At 74.0% G+C, this 21,165-nt stretch carries 17 protein-coding genes and 1 riboswitch; of the genes, 9 read left to right on the forward strand and 8 right to left on the reverse strand.

What is annotated here, in order from left to right; translation table 11 throughout:
- Positions 1–76 precede the first annotated feature (76 nt).
- Complete coding sequence (locus ACIQU6_RS00610; protein ID WP_403479642.1) at positions 77–1,411, forward strand: LCP family protein; 1,335 nt, start codon at positions 77–79, stop codon at positions 1,409–1,411.
- Positions 1,412–1,477: 66 nt separating this feature from the next.
- Here the strand turns inward: ACIQU6_RS00610 and ACIQU6_RS00615 are convergent, their stop codons facing one another.
- Positions 1,478–1,762, reverse strand: a complete 285-nt coding sequence (locus ACIQU6_RS00615) for a DUF1876 domain-containing protein (protein ID WP_403479428.1) — start codon at positions 1,760–1,762, stop codon at positions 1,478–1,480.
- Positions 1,763–2,015: 253 nt separating this feature from the next.
- On the opposite strand from ACIQU6_RS00615, the gene ACIQU6_RS00620 reads away from it, so the two are divergent.
- Positions 2,016–2,753 carry a DUF4097 family beta strand repeat-containing protein gene (locus ACIQU6_RS00620; RefSeq protein WP_403479429.1) on the forward strand — a complete coding sequence of 246 codons (738 nt, stop codon included), beginning with the start codon at positions 2,016–2,018 and terminating at the stop codon, positions 2,751–2,753.
- A gap of 119 nt (positions 2,754–2,872) precedes the next feature.
- Here the strand turns inward: ACIQU6_RS00620 and cobN are convergent, their stop codons facing one another.
- The gene (gene cobN / locus ACIQU6_RS00625) at positions 2,873–6,475 is read right to left on the reverse strand and encodes a cobaltochelatase subunit CobN (RefSeq protein ID WP_403479643.1); all 3,603 of its coding nucleotides are present in this window, start codon (positions 6,473–6,475) and stop codon (positions 2,873–2,875) included.
- Between the two features lie 32 nt (positions 6,476–6,507).
- Positions 6,508–6,660: riboswitch (cobalamin riboswitch) on the reverse strand.
- Positions 6,661–6,743: 83 nt separating this feature from the next.
- On the opposite strand from cobN, the gene cobG reads away from it, so the two are divergent.
- From cobG to ACIQU6_RS00640, 3 genes are read left to right on the forward strand one after another with little or no spacing between them, the layout of a single operon-like run.
- The gene (gene cobG / locus ACIQU6_RS00630; RefSeq protein ID WP_403479430.1) at positions 6,744–8,270 is read left to right on the forward strand and encodes a precorrin-3B synthase; all 1,527 of its coding nucleotides are present in this window, start codon (positions 6,744–6,746) and stop codon (positions 8,268–8,270) included.
- Positions 8,267–8,899 carry a precorrin-8X methylmutase gene (locus tag ACIQU6_RS00635; protein ID WP_403479431.1) on the forward strand — a complete coding sequence of 211 codons (633 nt, stop codon included), beginning with the start codon at positions 8,267–8,269 and terminating at the stop codon, positions 8,897–8,899. The genes cobG and ACIQU6_RS00635 overlap by 4 nt, the downstream gene beginning before the upstream one ends.
- Positions 8,896–10,467 carry a precorrin-2 C(20)-methyltransferase gene (locus tag ACIQU6_RS00640; protein ID WP_403479432.1) on the forward strand — a complete coding sequence of 524 codons (1,572 nt, stop codon included), beginning with the start codon at positions 8,896–8,898 and terminating at the stop codon, positions 10,465–10,467. The genes ACIQU6_RS00635 and ACIQU6_RS00640 overlap by 4 nt, the downstream gene beginning before the upstream one ends.
- Before the next feature lie 14 nt (positions 10,468–10,481).
- Here the strand turns inward: ACIQU6_RS00640 and ACIQU6_RS00645 are convergent, their stop codons facing one another.
- Positions 10,482–11,252, reverse strand: coding sequence for a cobalt-precorrin-6A reductase (locus ACIQU6_RS00645; RefSeq protein WP_403479433.1), 771 nt, complete (start codon positions 11,250–11,252; stop codon positions 10,482–10,484).
- Positions 11,253–11,269: 17 nt separating this feature from the next.
- On the opposite strand from ACIQU6_RS00645, the gene ACIQU6_RS00650 reads away from it, so the two are divergent.
- Entirely contained in the window at positions 11,270–12,433 is a 1,164-nt protein-coding gene (locus ACIQU6_RS00650) for a cobalt-precorrin-5B (C(1))-methyltransferase (protein WP_403479434.1), read from the forward strand.
- Positions 12,434–12,508: 75 nt separating this feature from the next.
- On the opposite strand, the gene ACIQU6_RS00655 is transcribed toward ACIQU6_RS00650, so the two are convergent.
- From ACIQU6_RS00655 to cbiE, 3 genes are all read right to left on the reverse strand, one after another.
- Complete coding sequence (locus ACIQU6_RS00655; protein WP_403479435.1) at positions 12,509–12,853, reverse strand: hypothetical protein; 345 nt, start codon at positions 12,851–12,853, stop codon at positions 12,509–12,511.
- A gap of 145 nt (positions 12,854–12,998) precedes the next feature.
- Positions 12,999–13,766, reverse strand: coding sequence for a precorrin-4 C(11)-methyltransferase (gene cobM, locus ACIQU6_RS00660; protein ID WP_403479436.1), 768 nt, complete (start codon positions 13,764–13,766; stop codon positions 12,999–13,001).
- A 21-nt stretch (positions 13,767–13,787) separates the two neighbouring features.
- A complete protein-coding gene (gene cbiE, locus ACIQU6_RS00665) occupies positions 13,788–15,089 on the reverse strand; it encodes a precorrin-6y C5,15-methyltransferase (decarboxylating) subunit CbiE (RefSeq protein WP_403479437.1) in 1,302 nt (433 codons plus the stop codon).
- A 527-nt stretch (positions 15,090–15,616) separates the two neighbouring features.
- Between cbiE and ACIQU6_RS00670 the strand changes: the two genes are divergently transcribed.
- Both ACIQU6_RS00670 and ACIQU6_RS00675 read left to right on the forward strand, forming a co-directional pair.
- Positions 15,617–16,633, forward strand: coding sequence for a cation diffusion facilitator family transporter (locus tag ACIQU6_RS00670; protein WP_403479438.1), 1,017 nt, complete (start codon positions 15,617–15,619; stop codon positions 16,631–16,633).
- A 158-nt stretch (positions 16,634–16,791) separates the two neighbouring features.
- A complete protein-coding gene (locus tag ACIQU6_RS00675) occupies positions 16,792–17,919 on the forward strand; it encodes a hypothetical protein (protein WP_403479439.1) in 1,128 nt (375 codons plus the stop codon).
- Here the strand turns inward: ACIQU6_RS00675 and ACIQU6_RS00680 are convergent.
- Positions 17,816–18,757 (reverse strand): NADP-dependent oxidoreductase, encoded by a 942-nt coding sequence (locus ACIQU6_RS00680; RefSeq protein ID WP_403479440.1) that lies wholly within the window; start codon positions 18,755–18,757, stop codon positions 17,816–17,818. The genes ACIQU6_RS00675 and ACIQU6_RS00680 overlap by 104 nt on opposite strands.
- 188 nt (positions 18,758–18,945) lie before the next feature.
- Between ACIQU6_RS00680 and ACIQU6_RS00685 the strand changes: the two genes are divergently transcribed.
- Positions 18,946–20,103 carry a betaine/proline/choline family ABC transporter ATP-binding protein gene (locus ACIQU6_RS00685; protein ID WP_403479441.1) on the forward strand — a complete coding sequence of 386 codons (1,158 nt, stop codon included), beginning with the start codon at positions 18,946–18,948 and terminating at the stop codon, positions 20,101–20,103.
- An 84-nt stretch (positions 20,104–20,187) separates the two neighbouring features.
- Here the strand turns inward: ACIQU6_RS00685 and ACIQU6_RS00690 are convergent, their stop codons facing one another.
- Positions 20,188–21,165 carry an ABC transporter substrate-binding protein gene (locus tag ACIQU6_RS00690; RefSeq protein ID WP_403479442.1) on the reverse strand — a complete coding sequence of 326 codons (978 nt, stop codon included), beginning with the start codon at positions 21,163–21,165 and terminating at the stop codon, positions 20,188–20,190.

Raw genomic sequence — 21,165 nt, forward strand, 5'->3', positions numbered from 1 at the left:
GGGCGGCCGCGCCGAGCGCCGGCGGTCGGGCCCCGGGCGGCGGGCCGGCGGCTCCCGCAAGGCCGGGAAGGCCCGGATGACCCGGCGCGGTCGGATCGTCGCCTGGGTCGGCGGGGTGCTCGGCGTCATCCTGCTGGGCACCCTCGGAGCCGGCGCCTGGGTGTACCAGCACCTCAACGGCAACATCCACGGCGCGGACGTGAACAGCGAACTGGGCACCGACCGGCCGGTCAACCTCAGCCCCGGCTCCAAGAACATCCTGGTCGTCGGCTCCGACAGCCGGGCCGGCACCGGCGACAAGTACGGCAGCGGCCTGACCACCATGCAGTCGGACACCCTGATGGTGCTGCACATCGCGGCGAACCATAAGTGGGCCACCGCGGTGTCCTTCCCGCGCGACTCCTGGGTGCGGATCCCGGAGTGCGACAAGGGCGACGGCGGAAAGTCCACGCCGCACCACTTCAAGATCAACGAGGCGTTCTCGATCGGCGGGCTCAGCGGCGACGTCCGCAAGGCAGCGGCGTGCAGCATCAAGACCGTCGAGAAGAACACCGGGCTGCGCATCGACCACTTCGTCTCGGTCGACTTCCAGGGCTTCAAGGGCATGGTCAACGCGCTGGACGGCATCGAGGTCTGCCCCAAGCAGGCCATCCACGACAAGAAGGCCCACCTCGACCTGGAGGCCGGGTGCCAGACCATCAAGGACGAGAAGGCGCTCGGCTACGTCCGCACCCGCTACAGCGTCGGCGACGGCTCCGACCTCGGACGGATCGGCCGCCAGCAGGAGTTCATGAAGGCGCTCGCGGCCAAGGCACAGTCCAAGCTGACCAGCCCGACCGACCTCTACGGCTTCCTGGACTCGGCGACCAAGTCCCTCACCACCGACCAGGACCTGGCCGGCATCAAGCCGCTCTACGACCTCGCCGCCACGGTCAAGGACATCCCCTCCGACCGCCTCACCTTCCTCACCGTGCCGACCTACCCGCGCGAGGCGGACGTCCCCACCGACAAGGCCAACGTCATCTGGCAGTACCCGCAGGCCGGCGAGTTGTTCGGCGACCTCGCCCACGACCGGGAGGTCGGTGCCGAGGGGAAGCAGAAGTTCGCGGAGGCCGCCAAGAACCCGATCACCGCGCACTCGGTCCGGGTGCGGGTGCTCAACGGCACCACCCAAACCGGCCTCGCCGGAGTGGGCGCGCAGAAGCTGCGCCAGCTCGGCTTCACCGTCGTCTTCACCGACAACGGCAAGCCCACCGACAAGACCACCATCACCTACCCGCCGGCCCTCAAGGCCCAGGCCGAGGTGCTCGCCGCGCGACTGCCGGGCGTCAAGGCGGTGGAGTCGGCGCAGGCGACACCGGGAGCCGTGACGCTGACGGTCGGCCCGGACATCTCCTCGATCGAGAGCTGACGCGCGGCGCCCGGGCGGGCCGGCCCCGTCGGCCACCGTCCGCCCGGGCGCCGCGCTCCCCTTTCGTCAGGCGTGCAGCCGCTCGACGGGGCGGGCGGTGTGCACCTCGATGTCGTGCGCGGCGCGGCTGAGGAGCTGATGGCTGAGGTCCGACAGCGCCCGCGCCACCGACAACTCGTCCCCGATGGCGGGGACGTTCTCGTCCGCCGGATTGCACTTGGCGGTTCCCTCGCCGACGATCTGCCCGCCCTCCTTGCCGCGCAGCCGGGCCTCGCACCGCACCTCGGTCCCGGCCTCGACGATGCTGATCTCGGCGTTCCACGTCTTCCTACGCTCACCCGTGCCGGTCACCGGAAGCCTCCTCCTACCGCAGGGGAACAGTCCCGACCACTTCAGCGTCGCACCGGCTCCCAGGGGTCGCACCCGGAAGCCCGCACCCGTCTCTTTGCGGGGGATAGCCCCATGGTCGGGCGGGCCGCGGGCTGCCTAGAGTCTTCGTCATCCAGCCCGGAGCGGCGGCCGGCACGCCGTCCACCCGGGCTCGGGACACGGGGCGACGGGCACCACCCGGAGCCGTGAACGGAACGGATTCCGGGGGGATTTCATGCACAGGAGCGTCCGCTTCATCGGGACGGCGGCGCTGGCCGGGGCCGGGGTACTGGCCCTCGGCGCGTGCAGTCTGGTGGCCGGCAAGACCTTCTCCGACGACGCCACGCTGTCGCAGAAGATCACGTCGGTACGCGTGGACACCGGCAACGGCGGCGTGACGCTGCACGGCGGCAAGGGCGGGGACGCCGTCGGCGTGCACCGCAAGGTCACCTACCCGGGCGACAAGCCGCAGGGGCCCACGCACAAGGTCGAGGGCGGGACGCTGGTGCTCGGCGGCTGCGGCGACGGCTGCTCGGTGGACTACACCGTCGACCTGCCCGGCACCGTCCCGGTGACCGGCGGGACCTCCAACGGCTCGCTGAGCCTGTCCAAGGTGGCCGCGGTGCGGGTGACCACCAGCAACGGGGAGATCGACCTGGACGGGGTGTCCGGGCCGGTGAACGTGCGCACCAGCAACGGCGCGATCACCGGAAAGGGCCTGGCGGGCAAGGGCGTCGAGGCCAGGACCAGCGACGGCGAGATCAACCTCACCACGACCGCCCCGCAGAACGTCCGGGCCGAGACGTCGAACGGCGCGCTCACGGTCACCGTGCCGGACACCCCCTACCGGGTGTCCGCGCAGACCGGCAACGGCGCCAAGCGGATCGGCGTCCATGACGACCCGGCCGGGCCGTACCGGCTCGATCTGAGCACCGACAACGGAGAGCTTCGCGCCCGGACCGCGGGAAGCTGAGGCCGGCCTTCGCCCAACGGCCCCAGCGGCAGGGAGAGTTGCGGAGCGGCCGCGCTCATCCGACGTGCGCGGGGCGGTGTTTCACGTGAAACACCGCCCCGTCGCTCCGTGCCGGACCGTCAGTCCTCGCCCTCCAACTCGCCCTCGGTCTCCAGGAAGGCTTCCCGCAGCGCCGCCAGCGTCTCCGCGTCCGGCTTCTCCCACATGCCGCGGGACTCCGCCTCCAGCAGCCGCTCGGCGATGCCGTGCAGCGCCCAGGGGTTGGCCTCCTGGAGGAAGGCGCGGTTCTCCGGATCCAGGACGTAGGTCTGGGCCAGCTTGTCGTACATCCAGTCGGCGACGACTCCGGTGGTGGCGTCGTAGCCGAACAAGTAGTCCACGGTGGCGGCGAGTTCGAAGGCGCCCTTGTAGCCGTGGCGGCGCATCGCCTCGATCCAGCGGGGGTTGACGACCCGGGCGCGGAAGACCCGGGAGGTCTCCTCCACCAGCGTCCGGGTGCGGACCGTCTCCGGGCGGGTCGAGTCGCCGATGTACGCCTCGGGGGCCTTGCCCTTGAGCGCCTTGACGGTGGCGACCATCCCGCCGTGGTACTGGAAGTAGTCGTCGGAGTCGGCGATGTCGTGCTCGCGGGTGTCGGTGTTCTTGGCGGCCACCGCGATGCGCTTGTAGGCGGTCTCCATCTCCTCCCGGGCCGGGCGGCCCTCCAGCCCGCGCCCGTAGGCGTAGCCGCCCCAGACCGTGTAGACCTCGGCGAGGTCGGCGTCGGTGCGCCAGTCACGGGAGTCGATGAGCTGGAGCAGGCCCGCGCCGTAGGTGCCGGGGCGGGAGCCGAAGATCCGGGTGGTGGCGCGGCGTTCGTCCCCGTGCGCGGCGAGGTCCGCCTGGGCGTGGGCCCGGACGAAGTTGCCCTCGGCGGGCTCGTCGAGGCCGGCGACGAGCCGCACCGCGTCGTCGAGCAGGCCGATGACGTGCGGGAACGCGTCGCGGAAGAAGCCGCTGATGCGGAGGGTGACATCGATGCGGGGACGGTCGAGCTCGTCGAGTGGGATGGCCTCCAGGCCGTTGACCCGGCGCGAGGCGTCGTCCCACACGGGGCGGACACCGAGCAGCGCCAGCGCCTCGGCGACGTCGTCGCCGGAGGTGCGCATCGCGCTGGTGCCCCACAGGGACAGGCCCACCGACTGCGGCCAGTCGCCGTTGTCGTCGCGGTAGCGGGCCAACAGCGAGTCGGCGAGCGCCTGTCCGGTCTCCCAGGCGAGCCGTGACGGCACCGCCTTGGGGTCGACGGAGTAGAAGTTGCGGCCGGTCGGCAGGACGTTGACCAGGCCACGCAGCGGCGAGCCGGACGGGCCGGCCGGGACGAAGCCGCCGTTCAACGCGTGGACCGCGTGGTCGAGTTCGGCGGTGGTGGCGGCCAGCCGCGGGACGACCTCCCGGGCGGCGAAGTCGAGGATCGCGGCGACCGCCTCCGGGTGGCCCTCGGCGACCCGGGAGACCGCGGCCCGGTCCCAGTCGACGTCCTCCATGGCCTGGACGAGGCCGCGGGCGACGGCCTCGGCGTCGTCGGCCGCGGTGCGGGTGGCGGCCGACTCGTCCAGCCCGAGCGCCTCGCGGAGCCCGGGCAGCGCGGAGGTGCCGCCCCAGATCTGCCGGGCGCGCAGGATGGCCAGGACGAGGTTGACCCGGGCCTCGCCGGCCGGGGCGGCGCCCAGCACGTGCAGGCCGTCGCGGATCTGCGCGTCCTTGACCTCGCAGAGCCAGCCGTCGACGTGCAGCAGGAAGTCGTCGAACCCGTCGTCCTCCGGGCGCTCCTCCAGGCCGAGGTCGTGGTCCAGCTTGGCGGCCTGGATCAGGGTCCAGATCTGCGCGCGGATGGCGGGCAGCTTGGCCGGGTCCATCGAGGAGATCGCGGCGTACTCGTCGAGCAGTTGCTCCAGGCGCGCGATGTCGCCGTAGGAGTCGGCGCGGGCCATCGGCGGGACGAGGTGGTCGACCAGGGTGGCGTGCACCCGGCGCTTGGCCTGGGTGCCCTCGCCCGGGTCGTTGACCAGGAACGGGTAGATCAGCGGCAGGTCGCCGAGGGCCGCGTCCGGGCCGCAGGCGGCGGACAGGCCGGCGTTCTTGCCGGGCAGCCACTCCAGGTTGCCGTGCTTGCCGAGGTGGACCATGGCGTCGGCGCCGAAGCCGCCGTCGGCGGCGGGTGTGGCGATCCAGCGGTAGGCCGCCAAGTAGTGGTGGGAGGGCGGGAGATCGGGGTCGTGGTAGATCGCGATCGGGTTCTCGCCGAAGCCGCGCGGCGGCTGGATGAGGATCAGCAGGTTGCCGCGGCGCAGGGCGGCCAGCACGATGTCGCCCTCGGGGTTCCGGCTGCGGTCGACGAACATCTCGCCGGGCGGCGGGCCCCAGTGCTCCTCCACGGAGTCGCGGAGCGCCTGCGGCAGCGTGGCGTACCAGCGGCGGTAGTCGGCGGCCGGTATCCGGACCGGGTTGCGGGCCAACTGCTCCTCGGTCAGCCACTCCTGGTCGTGGCCGCCGGCCTCGATGAGGGCGTAGATCAGCTCGTCGCCGTCGCCGGACGCCAGGCCCGGGACCGGCTCGGTGCCGAAGTCGTAGCCCTCGGACCGGAGGCGGCGCAGCAGCTCGACGGCGCTGGCCGGGGTGTCCAGGCCGACCGCGTTGCCGATCCGGGAGTGCTTGGTGGGGTACGCCGACAGCACCAGCGCCAGCCGCTTCTCGGCGGCCGGGATGTGCCGCAACCGGGCGTGCCGGACGGCGATCCCGGCGACCCGGGCGGCCCGTTCGGGGTCGGCGGCGTAGACCGGGAGGCCGTCCTCGTCGATCTCCTTGAACGAGAACGGCACGGTGATCAGCCGCCCGTCGAACTCGGGCACGGCGATCTGCGAGGCGGCGTCGAGCGGCGAGAGCCCCTCGTCGTTCGCCTCCCAGTCGGCCCGCGACCCGGTCAGGCAGAGCGCCTGGAGGATCGGCACGTCCAGGGCGGCCAGCGCGCCGGCGTCCCAGGACTCGTCGTCGCCGCCCGCGGACGCCTCGGCGGGCTTGGTGCCGCCGGCCGCCAGGACGGTGGTCACGATGGCGTCGACCCCGCGCAGCTCCTCGATCAACTCCGTCTCGGGGGCGCGCAACGAGGCGACGAAGAGCGGCGTCGGCCGGCCGCCGGCCCGCTCGATCTGGTCGCAGAGGTCGTGGACGAAGCGGGTGTTGCCGCTCATGTGGTGGGCGCGGTAGTAGAGCACGGCCACCCTCGGACCGGTCGCCTCCGAGGCGGGACGCTCCAGCGGGCCCCAGGACGGCGCGGCCGCGGGCGGCTCGAAGCCGTGGCCGGTGAGCAGCACGGTGTCGCTGAGGAACCGGGCCAGTTGGTCGAGGTTGGCCGGGCCGCCGTGCGCGAGGTAGGCGTGAGCCTCGGCCGCGATGCCGACCGGGACCGTGGACGCCTCCATCAACTGGGCGTCGGGGGCCTGTTCACCGGTGAGCACGACGACCGGGCGGTGCTGGTCCGCGGCCAGCAGCACGTCCAGGCCGTCCTCCCAGGCGCGGATGCCGCCGAGCAGGCGGACCACGACGAGGTCGGTGCCCTCCAGGAGCCCGGGGAGTTCGGCGACGTCGAGGCGGGCGGGGTTGGCGAGCCGGTACGGCACGGGCCCCGTGGCCGCGCGGGCGCTGAGCAGATCGGTGTCGGAGGTCGACAGCAGCAGGATCACGGCGCAGCCCTTCCTCGGGGATTCCACGCCCCGGGTGGTCGTATGGACGGCGGGAGTTCCTGGCTCACCCGGCGCTGGCCGGGTTCACAGTGGCGGGACCGCGCCGGATTCTCACCGGGCTTCCTCCCTTGGCGCCGTCGCTGGCGTCCGGCGGGTCAGCCGACCCGCCGACCTGCATAGTAAGGGCTGCGGCCGGGCCGCGGGAGCGCGCCTGGAGGGGCCGCCCGTACGCCCCCCTCGCCCCGGTTCCGGGATCCGACGCGTAGGTATGCTCGCCGCCATGCCGCCCTCCCCCTCTCGACGCCCCGACCGGGCCGGACCGCCCGTGCGGGACCGCGGTGACGCCTGCCCGGGAGCGCTGCGGCTGCACTCCGCCGCCGACGGCGAACTGGCCCGAGTCCGGCTGCCCGCAGGGGACTTGACGGCAGACCAGGCCCGCGCGCTGGCGGACGCCGCAGAGCGCCTCGGCGACGGTCACCTCTCGCTCACCTCCCGCGGCAACGTCGAACTCCGCGGCCTGCCCGACGACTGCGCCGACCGCCTGGCCGCCCTCCTCGCCGACGCCGGGCTGCTGCCGTCGGTACGTCATGAGCGGATCCGCAACGTACTGGCCTCGCCGCTGGCCGGGCTGGACCACCACACCCCCTCCGACGTGCGGTGGTGGGCCCGGAGCCTGGACGCGCTGCTGTGCGCGAGCGAGCCGGCGACGGCCCTTTCGGGCCGTTTCCTGTTCGCCCTCGACGACGGGCGGGGCGATGTGGCGGGGCTCGGCGGCGATGTGACCTTGCTCGCAGAATCCGGCCGACGGGCTCCGGCGGGCACCGCGTTCGCGCCGGGGGCCGCGTCCGGGCACGGGGCGTTGCTCCGCGTCGGTGCGGACCCGGCGGCGCTGCGGATCGCGGCGGACGACGTCCCGCGGGCGGCGCTGATCGCCGCCGAGACCTTCCTCTCCGCCGCGGCGGAGAGCGACAGCGGCGCCTGGCGGGTCACCGAACTCCCCGCCGCGCGCCCGCTCACCGTCCACGACGTGCGCGGCGCACTGCGGGCCGCGGGCATCACCGCCGAGCCCGCCACATACCCCGCGGCGCCCGGCCCGCGGCCGGCGGTGCCGTACGCCGATGCCACCGTCCCCGGCCCGGTCGAGGGCCCGGACGGCCGCCGCGCCCTGGTGGTCCTGGCGCCGCTCGGCCGGCTGACCGCGGCCCAGTGGCGGCTGCTGGCCGAGGTCGCCGCGGCGGACGGCTCCGGCGCGCTGCGCCTCACGCCCTGGCGCGGCATCGTCGTCCCCGGCCTGCCGGCGAGCGCGGCGGACCGACGGCTGGGCGAGCTCGCCGCCGCCGGTCTGGTCACCGACCCGGCCTCCCCGTGGCGCGGGGTCACCGCCTGCACCGGCCTCCCCGGCTGCGCCAAGTCCCTGACGGACGTGCGGGGGGATGCGTCGGCCGCCCTCGCCGCGGGCCGGCCCGTCCCGGCGGACGGGTCCACCCCGCCCGTCGGCCCGCCTGTCCACTGGTCGGGCTGTGCACGGCGCTGCGGGCATCCGCACGGCGCCTGGATCGACGTCCTGGCGACGCCCGACGGATACCGCACCACCGCCGTGCGCCCCAACTCCCCCGCCCCGACGGATGTTTCACGTGAAACGCCCCGACCGAGCGCCGTTTCACGTGAAACACCACAGGACCCGGCTTCCCGCGTACGGGCCGAACCGGCCGCGGACACACGGGACTTGGCACCCTCCGCCGACGCCCCACGCCCCCCTTCCACCCCTCAACCCACGACCCCGAGGCTCAAGTGACCGCGTTCGACTACGAAAAGGACGGGGCGGCCATCTACCGCCAGTCCTTCGCCACCATCCGCGCCGAGGCGGACCTGTCCGAACTGCCCGCCGATGTCAGCCGGGTCGCGGTCCGCATGATCCACGCCTGCGGCATGGTCGATCTCGTCCGCGATCTGGCCTTCACCCCGGGCGTCGTGGCCAGTGCCCGGGCCGCGCTGCGCGCCGGTGCGCCGATCCTGTGCGACGCCACCATGGTGGCCAGCGGCGTGACCCGCAGGCGACTGCCCGCGGACAACGAGGTGCTGTGCACCCTCGGCGATCCGGCCGTTCCGGAGCTGGCCGCCCGGATGGGCACCACGCGCAGCGCCGCCGCGCTCGAACTGTGGCGGGACCGGCTGGAGGGCGCCGTGGTCGCCTTCGGCAACGCCCCCACCGCCCTCTTCCGGTTCCTCGAAATGATCGAGGAGGGGGCGCCGCGCCCCGCCGCCGTCCTCGGCATCCCGGTCGGCTTCATAGGCGCGGCCGAGTCCAAGGACGCGCTGATCGGCCACCCGTCGAAGCTGGAGCACATCGTGGTGCGCGGGCGGCGCGGCGGCAGCGCCATGGCCGCGGCGGCGCTCAACGCCCTGGCGAGCGAGGAGGAGTGAGCGTGCGCGAGCAGCAGTCCCACAGCGGCGCGCCGGACCAGCCGGCCGCGCACTCCCCGCGGCACTCCGCCGGGCGCCTCTACGGCGTCGGCCTCGGCCCCGGCGACCCGTCCCTGATGACCGTGCGGGCGGTGGAGGTCATCGCCGAGGCCGATGTGGTGGCGTACCACAGCGCCCGGCACGGCCGCTCCATCGCGCGCTCCATCGCCGCCCGGCACCTCCGCCCGGACCACGTCGAGGAGGCCCTGGTCTACCCGGTCACCACCGAGTCGACCGACCACCCCGGCGGCTACCGCGGCGCCCTGGACGAGTTCTACGAGGCGGCGGCGGCGCGGCTCGCGGCCCATCTCGACGCCGGCCGCACGGTCGCGGTGCTCTCCGAGGGCGACCCGCTCTTCTACGGCTCGTACCAGCACATGCACAAGCGGCTGGCGCACCGCTACCCCACCGAGGTCGTGCCCGGCGTCACCTCCATCAACGCCGCCGCGGCCCGGCTGGGCACCCCCCTCACCGAGGCCGACGAGGTACTGACCGTCCTCCCCGGCACGCTGTCCGAGGAGGAGCTGACGGCCCGTCTGAGCGCCACCGACTCCGCGGTGGTGATGAAGCTGGGCCGCACCTTCCCCACCGTCCGCCGCGCCCTGGAGCGCTCCGGCCGGATGCCGGAGGCCCGCTACGTCGAGCGCGCCACGATGGCCGGGGAGCGCACCGGCGCGCTGTCCGACGTCGACGCCGACAGCGTTCCGTACTTCTCCGTCGCGGTCGTCCCCAGCCGCATCGCCACCGCGACCGAGGAGCCGGAGCCGGCCGCCACGGACGCCGGCGAGGTGGTCGTGGTGGGCACCGGGCCGGCCGGGCCGCGCTGGCTCACCCCGGAATCCCGCGGCGCCCTGGCCGCCGCCGCCGACCTCGTCGGCTACGCCACGTACCTGGACCGCGTCCCGGTGCGCCCGGGCCAGCGCCGGCACGCCTCCGACAACAAGGTCGAGTCCGAGCGCGCCGAGTTCGCCCTCGACCTGGCCCGCCGGGGCCGCCGGGTGGCGGTGGTCTCCGGCGGCGACCCGGGCATCTTCGCGATGGCCACCGCGGTCCTCGAAGTAGCGTCCCGGGAGCCCTACCGCTCCGTCCCGGTGCGGGTGCTGCCCGGTGTCACGGCCGCCAACGCCGCCGCCGCCCGCGCCGGCGCCCCCTTGGGCCACGACTACGCGGTGATCTCGCTCTCCGACCGGCTCAAGCCCTGGGAGGTGATCGCCGAACGGCTGCGCGCGGCGGCCGCCGCCGACCTGGCGCTGGCCCTCTACAACCCCGGTTCCCGCAGCCGCACTTGGCAGGTGGCCAAGGCCCGGGACGTCCTGCTGGAGCACCGCGCGCCGGACACCCCGGTCATGCTCGCCCGCGACATCGGCGGCCCCGAGGAGTCGCTGCGCACCGTCCCGCTCACCGACCTCGATCCCACCCAGGTCGACATGCGCACGATCCTGCTGGTCGGCTCGTCACAGACACAGCGGGTGCGGCGCGACGACGGCACGGAGGCGGTCTGGACGCCGCGGCGGTACCCGGAGCGCTGACCCCTCACGGGGCGTCAGCCGAGCAGCGCCCGCACCCACTCCACCGCCGCGTCCGGTTCCGCGGCCACCGGCACGCCCTCCGGGACCGGTGGCCGCTGGACGACCACCACCGGCACCCCTGCCTCCCGGGCGGCGGCCAGCTTGGGCGCGGTCGCCGCGGCGCCGCTGTCCTTCGTCACCAGGACGTCGATGCGGTGGCGGCGCAGCAACTCCCGTTCCCCGTCGAGGGTGAACGGGCCGCGGTCCAGGAGCGTGGTCATCCGGGGCGGGTGCGGGGGCTCGGGCGCGTCCACCGACCTGACCAGGAACCACTGGTCCGTGAGGTGGGCGAAGTGCGCCAGCCCCATCCGGCCGGTGGTCAGGAAGACCCGGCCGCCGAGCGCGGGCAGGACGGCGGCGGCCTCGGCGAGGGTGGGGACCGGGTGCCAGACGTCGCCGGGCTGCGCGCCCCAACCGGGGCGGCGGAGCGCCAACAGGGGAACATGGGCGCAGGCGGCAGCCCGGGCCGCATGGAAACTGATCGTGCCGGCGAAAGGATGGGTGGCGTCGATGAGCGCGTCCACCGCGTGCTCCCGCAGCCAGCGGGCCAGGCCCTCGGGGCCGCCGAACCCACCGATGCGCACCTCCCCGGCGGGCAGCCGCGGCGCCGCCACCCGACCGGCCAGTGAACTCGTCACCCGCACCCCCGGCTCCGCCGCCAACGCCGCGGCCAGCCGGCGGGCCTCCGTGGTGCCGCCGAGGATCAACGCATGGCGGACGGAGTCATGGACGGGTGCGGACGACATGAGCGGCGGGATCCTCCGTGGGTGAAACGCAACCGAAGGGTACGGGAGGCCGCAGCGCACAGCTCGCGCACACCGGGCTGCGGCACGGGTGGACCACCGGGGCGTGCGCGACCGCGGCCGGCACGGCCGCCTACACCGCGCTGCTGAGCGGCGAGTTCCCGGACCCGGTCACCATCACGCTGCCGAAGGGGCAGACGCCGGCCTTCGCACTCGCCGTCGAGGAACTGACCGCCGCCGGGCCGGAACCTGCCACCGCCATGGCCGGGGTGGTGAAGGACGCCGGGGACGATCCCGATGTGACGCACGGGGCGCTGGTGCGCGCCACGGTACGGGCGCTGCCGGCCGGGACCGGCGTGGTCTACCGGGCGGGCCCCGGCGTGGGCACGGTCACCCGCCCCGGACTCCCGCTGGACGTCGGCGAACCCGCCATCAATCCCGTACCGCGCCAACTGATCCGGGAGCATCTGACGCGGGTCGCGGAGGCGCACCGCGGACCCGGCGCGACCGCGGACGTCGAGGTCACGATCTCCGTCGACCACGGCGAGGAGATCGCACGCAGCACCTGGAACCCGCGCCTGGGCATCCTGGGCGGGCTGTCGATCCTGGGGACGACCGGGATCGTCGTGCCGTACTCCTGCTCGGCGTGGATCGACTCGATCCGGCGCGGGGTGGACGTGGCCCGGGCCGCGGGCCGGCGGCACGTCGCCGGCTGCACCGGCTCGACGTCGGAGAAGGTCGCGGTCGCCCTGCACCATCTGCCGGAGGACGCGCTGCTGGACATGGGGGACTTCGCGGGGGCGGTGCTCAAGTACATCCGCCGCCACCCCGTCGACCGGCTGACGATCTGCGGCGGCTTCGCCAAGCTCTCCAAGTTGGCGGCCGGGCACCTGGACCTGCACTCGGCACGGTCCCAGGTGGACAAGGGCTTCCTGGCCGAGCTGGCCCGGCGCGGCGGTGCCGACGAGGCGCTGGCGGAGGCGGTGGCCGGCGCCAACACCGGCCTCGCCGCACTCCAGTTGTGCACGGCGGCCGGCGTTCCGCTCGGCGACCTGGTGGCGGCCACGGCCCGGGACGAGTCGCTGGCCGTCCTGCGCGGCGCGCCGGTCGCGGTCGACGTCGTCTGCATCGACCGGGCGGGACTGGTGGTGGGCCGGGCGGAGCCGCGGGGGCCGGGTGCCTAGCGCGGCCGGCGCTGGAGGTTTCACGTGAAACCCACGCCGGCCGGCCAGGACCCGGCCCCCGCCGTACGCCGCTCGTCACATCCGCGGCAGCATCTCCCCGGTGCCCAGGCCGTCCTCACGGCCGGTGCCGCTGGAACGCCCCATCTCGTCCGCGCGCCCGGCGCCGCGACCGAGCTTGTCCTTACGCTGCCCCTTCCGGCGTTGGTCCTCGCGGGCCCGATCCATCCGGTCCCGCACACAGGTGGCGTCCCCGCCGGTGAGCGAGCCCAGTGCGGTCCCAAGGGCACAGGCGACCATCTGGATGGGGCTGTCCTTCAACCGGGGCTGGTTGTCCTTGCCGTTGGCACTGGCGACAGTGCTACCGGTGAGGGTCAGTAGGGTCGCGGCGACGACCGCGCCGGCGGCCATTCTGGTACGCATCGTGGACATGCTCCTTTAGCGTCGGATCCCCCTGGGTGTCGACGCTTCCTTACCGGCGTCCGAGGTCGGGAAAACAGACTTTCACCCCGATGCGGTCATACAATTCAGTCGGATAGGCCAGGTATGCGCGGCTCTTGACGCCTCCTCAGGCGCCCTCGCCGCAGGGTGCGTGCGGCCGCTCCCGCTCCGGCGAGTAGAGGTGGCTGTCGCGGAACTGCTCGGCCCCCAGGGTGCGGCCGACCATGATCACTGCGGTCCGGACCACCCCGGCGGCCTTCACCTGCCCGGCGATGTCGCCGAGCGTGCCGCGCAGGACGAGCTCCTCGGGCCGGGAGGCCATCGCCACGACGGCTGCCGGGCAGTCCGCGCCGTAGTGCGGCAGCAGTTCGTCCACGATCCGGTCGACGTACATCGCCGCGAGGTGCAGCACCAGCAGCGCCCCACTGCGGCCCAGGGTCGCCAGGTCCTCGCCGTCCGGCATGGGCGTGGCGCGCTGGGCGACGCGGGTGAGGACGACGGTCTGGCCGACGGTGGGCACCGTCAGTTCGCGCTTGAGGGCGGCCGCCGCCGCGGCGAACGCCGGCACGCCCGGCACGACCTCGTAGGGCACCCCCGCCGCGTCCAGCCGGCGCATCTGCTCGGCCACCGCGCTGAAGACGGACGGGTCACCGGAGTGCAGTCGGGCGACGTCGTGCCCCTCCTCGTGCGCCCGGACCAGCTCCGCGGTGATCGCGTCCAGGTCGAGCTGCGCGGTGTCGATCAGCCGGGCCCCGGGCGGGCATGCGGCGAGGAGTTCGCGCGGCACCAGGCTCCCCGCGTAGAGGCACACCCCGCAGGAGGCGAGGGTGCGGGCGCCGCGCAGGGTGATCAGGTCGGCGGCACCGGGGCCCGCGCCGATGAAGTGAACGGTCATGCTGTCGGTCTCCTGGGGAGGTTACGAAGGGTCCTGGGGACGGGACGGCGCGGCGGCCCCCCGCGGGCCGGGCTCCGGCGCACCGGGCCGCGCGGGCTTCGCCGCCGACCACTGGGTGACCGGCATCGCCTGCCGCCACCCCGTGAAGCCGCCGACCGGCACCGCGTGGGCGACCGCGAGCCGCACCAACTCGCCGCCGTGCCGCCGGTACCACTCGGTCAGCAGCGCCTCGGACTCCAGCGTCACGGTGTTCGCGACCAGCCGGCCGCCCGGGGGCAGCGCCTCCCAGCAGGCGTCCAGCAACCCCGGCGCGGTCAGCCCGCCACCGATGAACACCGCGTCCGGCGAGGGCAGTTCGGCCAGCGCGGCGGGCGCCGCCCCGTGCACCACCCGGAGGCCCGGGACGCCGAGCGCCCGCGCGTTGCGGTCGATCCGCGCCGCCCGCGCCGCGTCCCGTTCGACGCTGACCGCCCGGCAACTGCGGTGCGCGCGCAGCCATTCGACGGCGATGGAGCCGGAGCCGCCGCCGACGTCCCAGAGGAGTTCGCCGGGCGCGGGGGCGAGCGCGGCCAGCGTGGCCGCCCGGATGTGGCGCTTGGTCAACTGGCCGTCGTGCTCGTAGGCGTCGTCGGGGAGCCCGGGCACGACCGGCAGCCGCGGGGCGTCCGGCTCCCGCGTGCAGTCCAGCGCGATCACGTTGAGCGGGTCGCCGGCGGGTGCGTCCCACGCCCGCGCGGTGCCCTCGACCAACCGCTCGCGCGGGCCGCCGAGTTGCTCCCACACCCGCATCCGGCTCGGGCCGAAGCCCCGCGCCCGCAGCAGCGCCGCGACCTCGCCGGGCGTCCCGGCCCCGGCCGACAGCACCAGCACCCGCCGCCCGTCGTGCAGCGCCCGCACCAGGTTCTCCGCGGGCCGTCCGACGAGCGTGACGACCTCGGCGTCCTCCACCGCCCAGCCCAACCGGGCGCAGGCGTACGCCACCGACGACGGATGCGGCACCACCCGCAGCGGCCGCCGCACCGCGGGGTCCTCCGCCATCACCTCGGTCAGGGTCCGCCCGATCCCGTAGAACATCGGGTCCCCACTGGCCAGCACGCAGACCCGCCGTCTGGCGTGCGCCGCGAGCAGTTCGGGGACCGCGGGTCGCAGCGGCGAGGGCCACGCCACCCGCTCGCCCGTGCACGCGTCCGGCAGCAACGCCAACTGTCGCGCCCCGCCGATCAGTACCTCGGCCGCGCCCAACTCCCGCCGCGCGGCCGGCGCCAACCCGTCCCAGCCATCGGCCCCGATACCAACGACGGAGAGCGGAAGCGGGGGAGTCACGGCGGGGTACCTCGGGGCGCGAAGGGGCGGGTCTTGCGGAGCGGAGTCCCGTCGGGGGACGGGTGCCGAACTCTACTGACCGGCCGGGCCGTCGCGGCTTCCGGGGAGGTCCCCCGCGCCGCGGCACGTCCCGGTGCGCCCACCCCGCACCATCTTGCACGCGATGCGCAATTACTTGCTATTACTGTCCGGGGGCCCGGAACGAGGCGGGCCCGGCCATGGACCGGACAGCGCGCGAGGGGGATCCGCGCGCTGTCCTCTTTTCTCCCGCCCGGTCGCCACTGCCCGCCGTGAGACCGCACACATGTTTCACGTGAAACCGGGTGTCTCCCGCGAAACGCCGGACGCTCCGCTCCGTGACCGGATCCCGCCGCCGCCCGTGCGCTCCCGCAAGACACCGCTCTGACCAGGCACGATAGCCCGTTCGACGGTAATGACAACGGTCACCGATGCAGCCTTTGGATCTTTCGCCGAAGTGCGGTTTGCTTCGCAGCGACGAGCAAGGTGGAGCCGAGAAGGAGCGCGCCATGACCGAGCACGCCCACAGTGGGCACAGCCATGCACACAGCCACGCCCACGGGGTCTCCCCCGACGCCGACCGGCGCTGGCTGCGGGCCGCGCTCATCCTGCTGACCGCCTACATGGCGATCGAGGTCGTCATCGGTTTCCTGGCGCAGTCGCTGGCGCTGATCTCGGACGCGGCCCACATGCTGACCGACGCGGTCTCGATCGTGCTGGCCCTGGTGGCGATGCGCCTGGCCGCCAAGCCCGCGCGGGGCGGCTACACCTACGGCCTCAAACGCGCCGAGATCCTCTCCGCGCAGGCCAACGGCATCACCTTGCTGGTGCTCTCCCTCTGGCTGGCCTACGAGGCGGTCCAGCGGTTGATCTCGCCACCCGAGGTCACCGGCGGCCTGGTGGTGATCACCGCGCTGTCCGGTGTCGTGGTGAACCTGATCTGCACCTGGTTCCTGTCGAAGGCCAACCGCTCCAGCCTGAACGTCGAGGGCGCCTACCAGCACATCCTCACCGACCTGTTCGGCTTCATCGCCACCGCGATCTCCGGGCTGATCGTGCTGACCACGGGCTTCGCCCGGGCCGACGCGATCGCCTCGCTGGTCGTCGTCGCGCTGATGCTGAAGGCCGGCACGGGGCTGGTACGGGAGTCCGGCCGGATCTTCATGGAGGCCGCGCCGGCCGGGATCGACCCGGACGCGCTGGGCGACCACCTCGTCGCCGCCGAGCAGGTCGTGGAGGTGCACGACCTGCACATCTGGCAGATCACCTCCGGGCAGCCCGCGCTGTCCGCGCATATCCTCGTGGCCCCGGGCGGCGACTGCCACAAGGTCCGCCGCAGCCTCCAGGAGCTGTTGCGCACGGAGTACGGCATCACCCACGCCACCCTCCAGGTCGACCACCTCGGCGAACAGGACGAGGACGAGCTGCTCACCCTGGGCCCCGGGCCCGGCCCCGCGCAGCCGTCCGGCAGCCACTGCGACGACTCCCACGGCCCCGTCCACCGCCCCGGACCGCACCGGCACTGACCCCGCGCCCCGACGGTCCGGCTGAGCACCGCGCGAGCGCCGTGCCGCCGCACGTCCCCGCGGTCACCCGTTGGCACCGGCCCCGCTCGCGACCGCCCCCCGCACCGACTTGCCTGGAGGGTGGCAGCAACCGCCGGGGCAGGAAGGACTGCGACGCGATGTCAGCGAGTGCACCCGCACGCGCCGACGGCCGGGAGGCGGAGGCACGTTGCCCGCCGGGACGGCCGCGCCGGGCCCGCTCACTGGCCGGCGGAGCGCTGCTGGTGCTCGGAACGCTGCTGCTGCCGCTGAGCTTGGCCGCCGCCTGGGCCCGCACCGAACTCACCGACACCGACCGCTATGTGGCCACGGTCGCCCCGCTCGCCGACAACCCCGCCGTCCAGGACGCCATCGTCCACGACGTCACCAACGGCGTGATGCCGCACGTCCGGCTCGACGGACTGCTCAAGGTCGTCCCCTGCGCCGAACGACCCGCGCTACGACGGAAGTTCACCCTCGGCATCCGCGAGTTCGTGGACAAACAGGTGCGTCAGGTCGTCACCGCCCGCACGTTCCCCGCGCTCTGGACCGGGGTGCACCGCACCGCCCACCGGACCCTGGACGGCACCCTCACCACCTCCGGCAACGGCCCCGTCACCCTCGACCTCGCACCGGTCCTCGCCCGCGTGCGGCACCAACTCGCCGGCAACGGCCTGGGCATCGACATCGTTCGCCACGTGCCGCCCACCGGCACCTCGATCGTGCTGCTCAAGTCCCCCGACGTGCCCCGCCTCCGGACCGGCTTCCAGGCCGCGCGCACCGGTGCCCGGCTGCTGCCGCCGGCCGCCGCCCTCTGCCTCCTGGCCGGACTGCTGCTCGTCCGCCGCCGACGCCGCGCGCTGGTCGGCACCGCGCTCGGCTGCGCGCTGGCCTGCGCCCTGCTGTCCGCGGTGCTGGCGCTGCTCCGCACCCGCCTCCTGGACGCCCTGCCCACCGCGATCTCCCGCCCCGCCGCCGACGCCTACACCGACGCCCTGACCGCCTCCCTGCGCACCGGTGTGTGGACCACGATCGGCACGGCCGCGCTGGTCATCGCCCTCGCCACGGCCGGCCCGCTGGCCGCCCGCCTCCGCCGCACGACGGTGCCCAAGCATCGACCGCGGACGGTGCCGGGCCCCGAGGCGACGTCCCGGGCCGCCCGGCTCAGATCGCCAGGACGGTCTTCCCCTGCGCCCGCCCGGTGCGGCTGGCCGCCAGCGCCCCCGGGGCCTCCTCCAGGGGGACTTCGAGGCCCACCAGGACCGTGAGGCGCCCCGCGTCGAGGTGCCCGGCGAGGATCTCCAGGAGTTGGGGGGAGGGGCGGTTGACGAAGTTGAAGCCGCGCAGATTGTGTTCGGTCAGGACATCGGCGTCGGCGGCACCGATCAGCGAGACCGCCACCCCGCCGTCCCGCACGGCCCGGGTCATCTCGACGAAGCCCTTGGCGTCGCTGGTCATGTCGATCAGCACGTCCACCCCTTCCGGGTGGGCCGCGAGAACCTGGTCGGCGATCGGGCCCGCGGTGTGGTCGACGGTCTCCGCGGCGCCCAACGTACGCATCAACTCCGCCTTGGCGGGGCGGGCGGTGGCGATGACCTCGGCGCCGCGACCGGCCGCGATCTGGGTGGCGAAGGTGCCGACCCCGCCGGTCGCACCGACGATCAGTACCCGCCGCCCCTCACCGACCCGGGTCTCCTCGATGAGGTTGTATGCGGTCATCCCGGCCGTCGGCACGGCCGCCGAGGTCGCGTAGGTCACGCTGCGGGCGGCCAGCGCGATGTCGCCCTCCCGGGCCGCGGCGAACTCGGCGTAGGAACCGCCGCCCCGCTCGGGCCGCTGGAACTGGCCGAACACCGGGTCCCCCACGGTGAACCGCCGTACGCCACTTCCCACCGCGACCACCTCCCCCGCCCCGTCCGCTCCCAGCACCAGGGGGAAGGTGGCCTGCACGGCCTTCCCGAAGTGGCCGTCGGCCAGCTTCCAGTCGATCGGGTTAAGGCCGGCCGCGGCCAACCGCACCAGGACCTCACCGGGTCCCGGCTCAGGCTGCGGCAGCTCCATCAGCTGCGGGTCCTCACCGAAGGCGTTGATTGCTACGGCTCTCATGTGGCGTTCCCTTCCACCCTTCCGAGGAGGCGGCCGAAGTGGATCGTAAGCACGCCGAACGGGCCGGGCGCGGGAGGACGAGAGGCGGTGCCCCCGAAGCACTCGTACGGCCCCCGCCACCGTTCCGTTTCCCCACTCGATTGCCCGCATGACGGGAACGGCGACGGGGCGCGGGATTCAATGGCGCAATGATCCGGTTCGAGTCGGTCACCAAGCGCTATCCCGACGGGACGACGGCCGTCGACGACCTCTCCTTCGAGGTCGGCAAGGGCGAGTTGGTCACGCTGGTCGGCCCGTCCGGGTGCGGGAAGACGACGACCATGATGATGGTGAACCGGCTCATCGACCCCACCGAGGGCCGGATCCTCGTCGACGGTGCGGACGTCTCCGGAGTCGACCCGGTACGGCTCCGCCGCCGGATCGGCTACGTCATCCAACAAACCGGCCTCTTCCCGCACCGGACCGTCCTCGACAACACCGCGACGGTGCCGGTGCTGACCGGTTGGAAGCGGGCCAAGGCGCGGGAGCGGGCCGCCGAGCTCCTGGACCTGGTCGGCCTGGACCCGGCCGTCTACGGACCGCGCTACCCCGACCAGTTGTCCGGCGGGCAGCGCCAGCGGGTGGGGGTGGCCCGCGCGCTGGCGGCCGATCCGCCCGTGCTGCTCATGGACGAGCCGTTCGGCGCCGTCGACCCGGTCGTCCGGGACCGCCTCCAGAAGGAGTTCCTGCGGCTCCAGGCCGATATGCACAAGACGGTGCTGCTGGTCACCCACGACATCGAGGAGGCCATCCGGCTCGGCGACCGGATCGCGGTCTACGGTGCCGGCCGCATCGAGCAGTTCGACACCCCGGCGCGGGTGCTCGGCGCTCCCGCGACGCCCTATGTCGCCGAATTCGTGGGCGCGGACCGGGCGTTGAAGCAGCTCTCGGTGACCTCCATCGACCGCGACGACCTCGAACGACCGCCGTTCGCCCGGCTCGCCGAGCCGGCCGCGGAGGCGGTGACCCGGCTGCGGGGCGAGGAGGCCCGTTGGGCCGTGGTGCTGGACGCCGACGGTGCGCTGCACGGCTGGGTGGGCACGGAACGCCTGGCGGGCGCGGGCGGGACCGTCGCGGACCACGCCCGCCGCATGGAGGCGTGGATCCCGGTGACCGGGACGCTCAAGGACGCGTTCAGCGAGATGCTGAAGCACGACGCCGGGTGGATCGCGGTCCTGGACGGCCCACGGCTGGTGGGCGTCCTGACCCCGACGACCCTGCACGAGGCGCTGCGCCGCACCATCGCACCGGAGGTGCGGGGAGTGTCGCGGGGGCGGCCGGAGGTGGATTCCGTCCCTACGGAGTGAGGCGGGCGCGGGGCGGACGCGACGTTTCACGTGAAACGGCCTTCGCAGCGCGGTGTTTCACGTGAAACACCGGCTCGGGCGGTGTCAGCCTTTCCTCAACAGCCCTTTCTCCATGAGGTAGTTGTGGGCCACGTCGGCGGGGAGCCGGCGCCAGCTGTCGACCTGTTCGTTGAGCCGGGCCAAGTCCTCGGTGGTCAGCACCGTGTTGAGGCGGCTCAGCGCGGCGACCGGGCGGGCACCGCCGGCCCGTGCGTGGTTGACGACGGGGACGATGTAGTCGGCGTTCTGGAGCTTCCGGTCGTCGATGAGGACGACCAGTCCGAACTGGTCGAGGGTGGCGTCCGTGCTGGTGGTCAGCACCATCTGGTCCTGGCCGTTCTGCACGGCCTGTTTCGCCGGTGTGGTGCCGACGCCCTTCGGGTCCACGGCGGTGATGTCGATGCCGTAGGTCTTCCGCAACCCGGGTGCGCAGAAGGGCCGTTGGACACACTCGTCGCCGGCCGCCAGCCGCACCGGCAGCTTGGCGCGACCCAGGTCGCTGAGGGTGCGGAGGCCGTGCTCGGCGGCGTAGGAGGCGCGTACCGCGAAGGCGTTCTGGTCGACGGCGCGGCCCGGCGGGAGCACGGTCAGCCCGCGCGGCGCGGCGAGCCGGCGCAGCGCGGCCATGGTGACGTCCCGGTCGGGGGAGGCGACCGGGACCGCCTCGGGCCCGTGCTCCTTGGCGTTGAGCCAGTCCGCGAAGGTGGCGGCGTATTCGGGGACGACGTCGATCTGGCCGGCCTCCAGCGCCGGTTCGTACAGCTCGCGGTTGCCGACGGTGAGCAGGTGGGTTCGGTATCCGGCCTGCCGGAGCAGCGTCGCGTACATCTGGGCGAGCAGCTCGCTCTCGGTGAACCCGGCCGAGCCGACGGACAGTTCGTGGCTGTCGCCGGGCGCCGCGGTGATCGCCCCGCGGTGCTCCAACGACGGACCACCGACGCAGGAGGCCAGCCCGGCCAACACGGCCAGGGCCACCAACGCGGTCCGCGGACCACGGTGCGGGCGGCGGGTCGGACGGGCCAC

The sequence above is a fragment of the Streptomyces sp. NPDC090442 genome, assembly GCF_044769405.1.
Classification (GTDB): Bacteria; Actinomycetota; Actinomycetes; order Streptomycetales; family Streptomycetaceae; genus Streptomyces.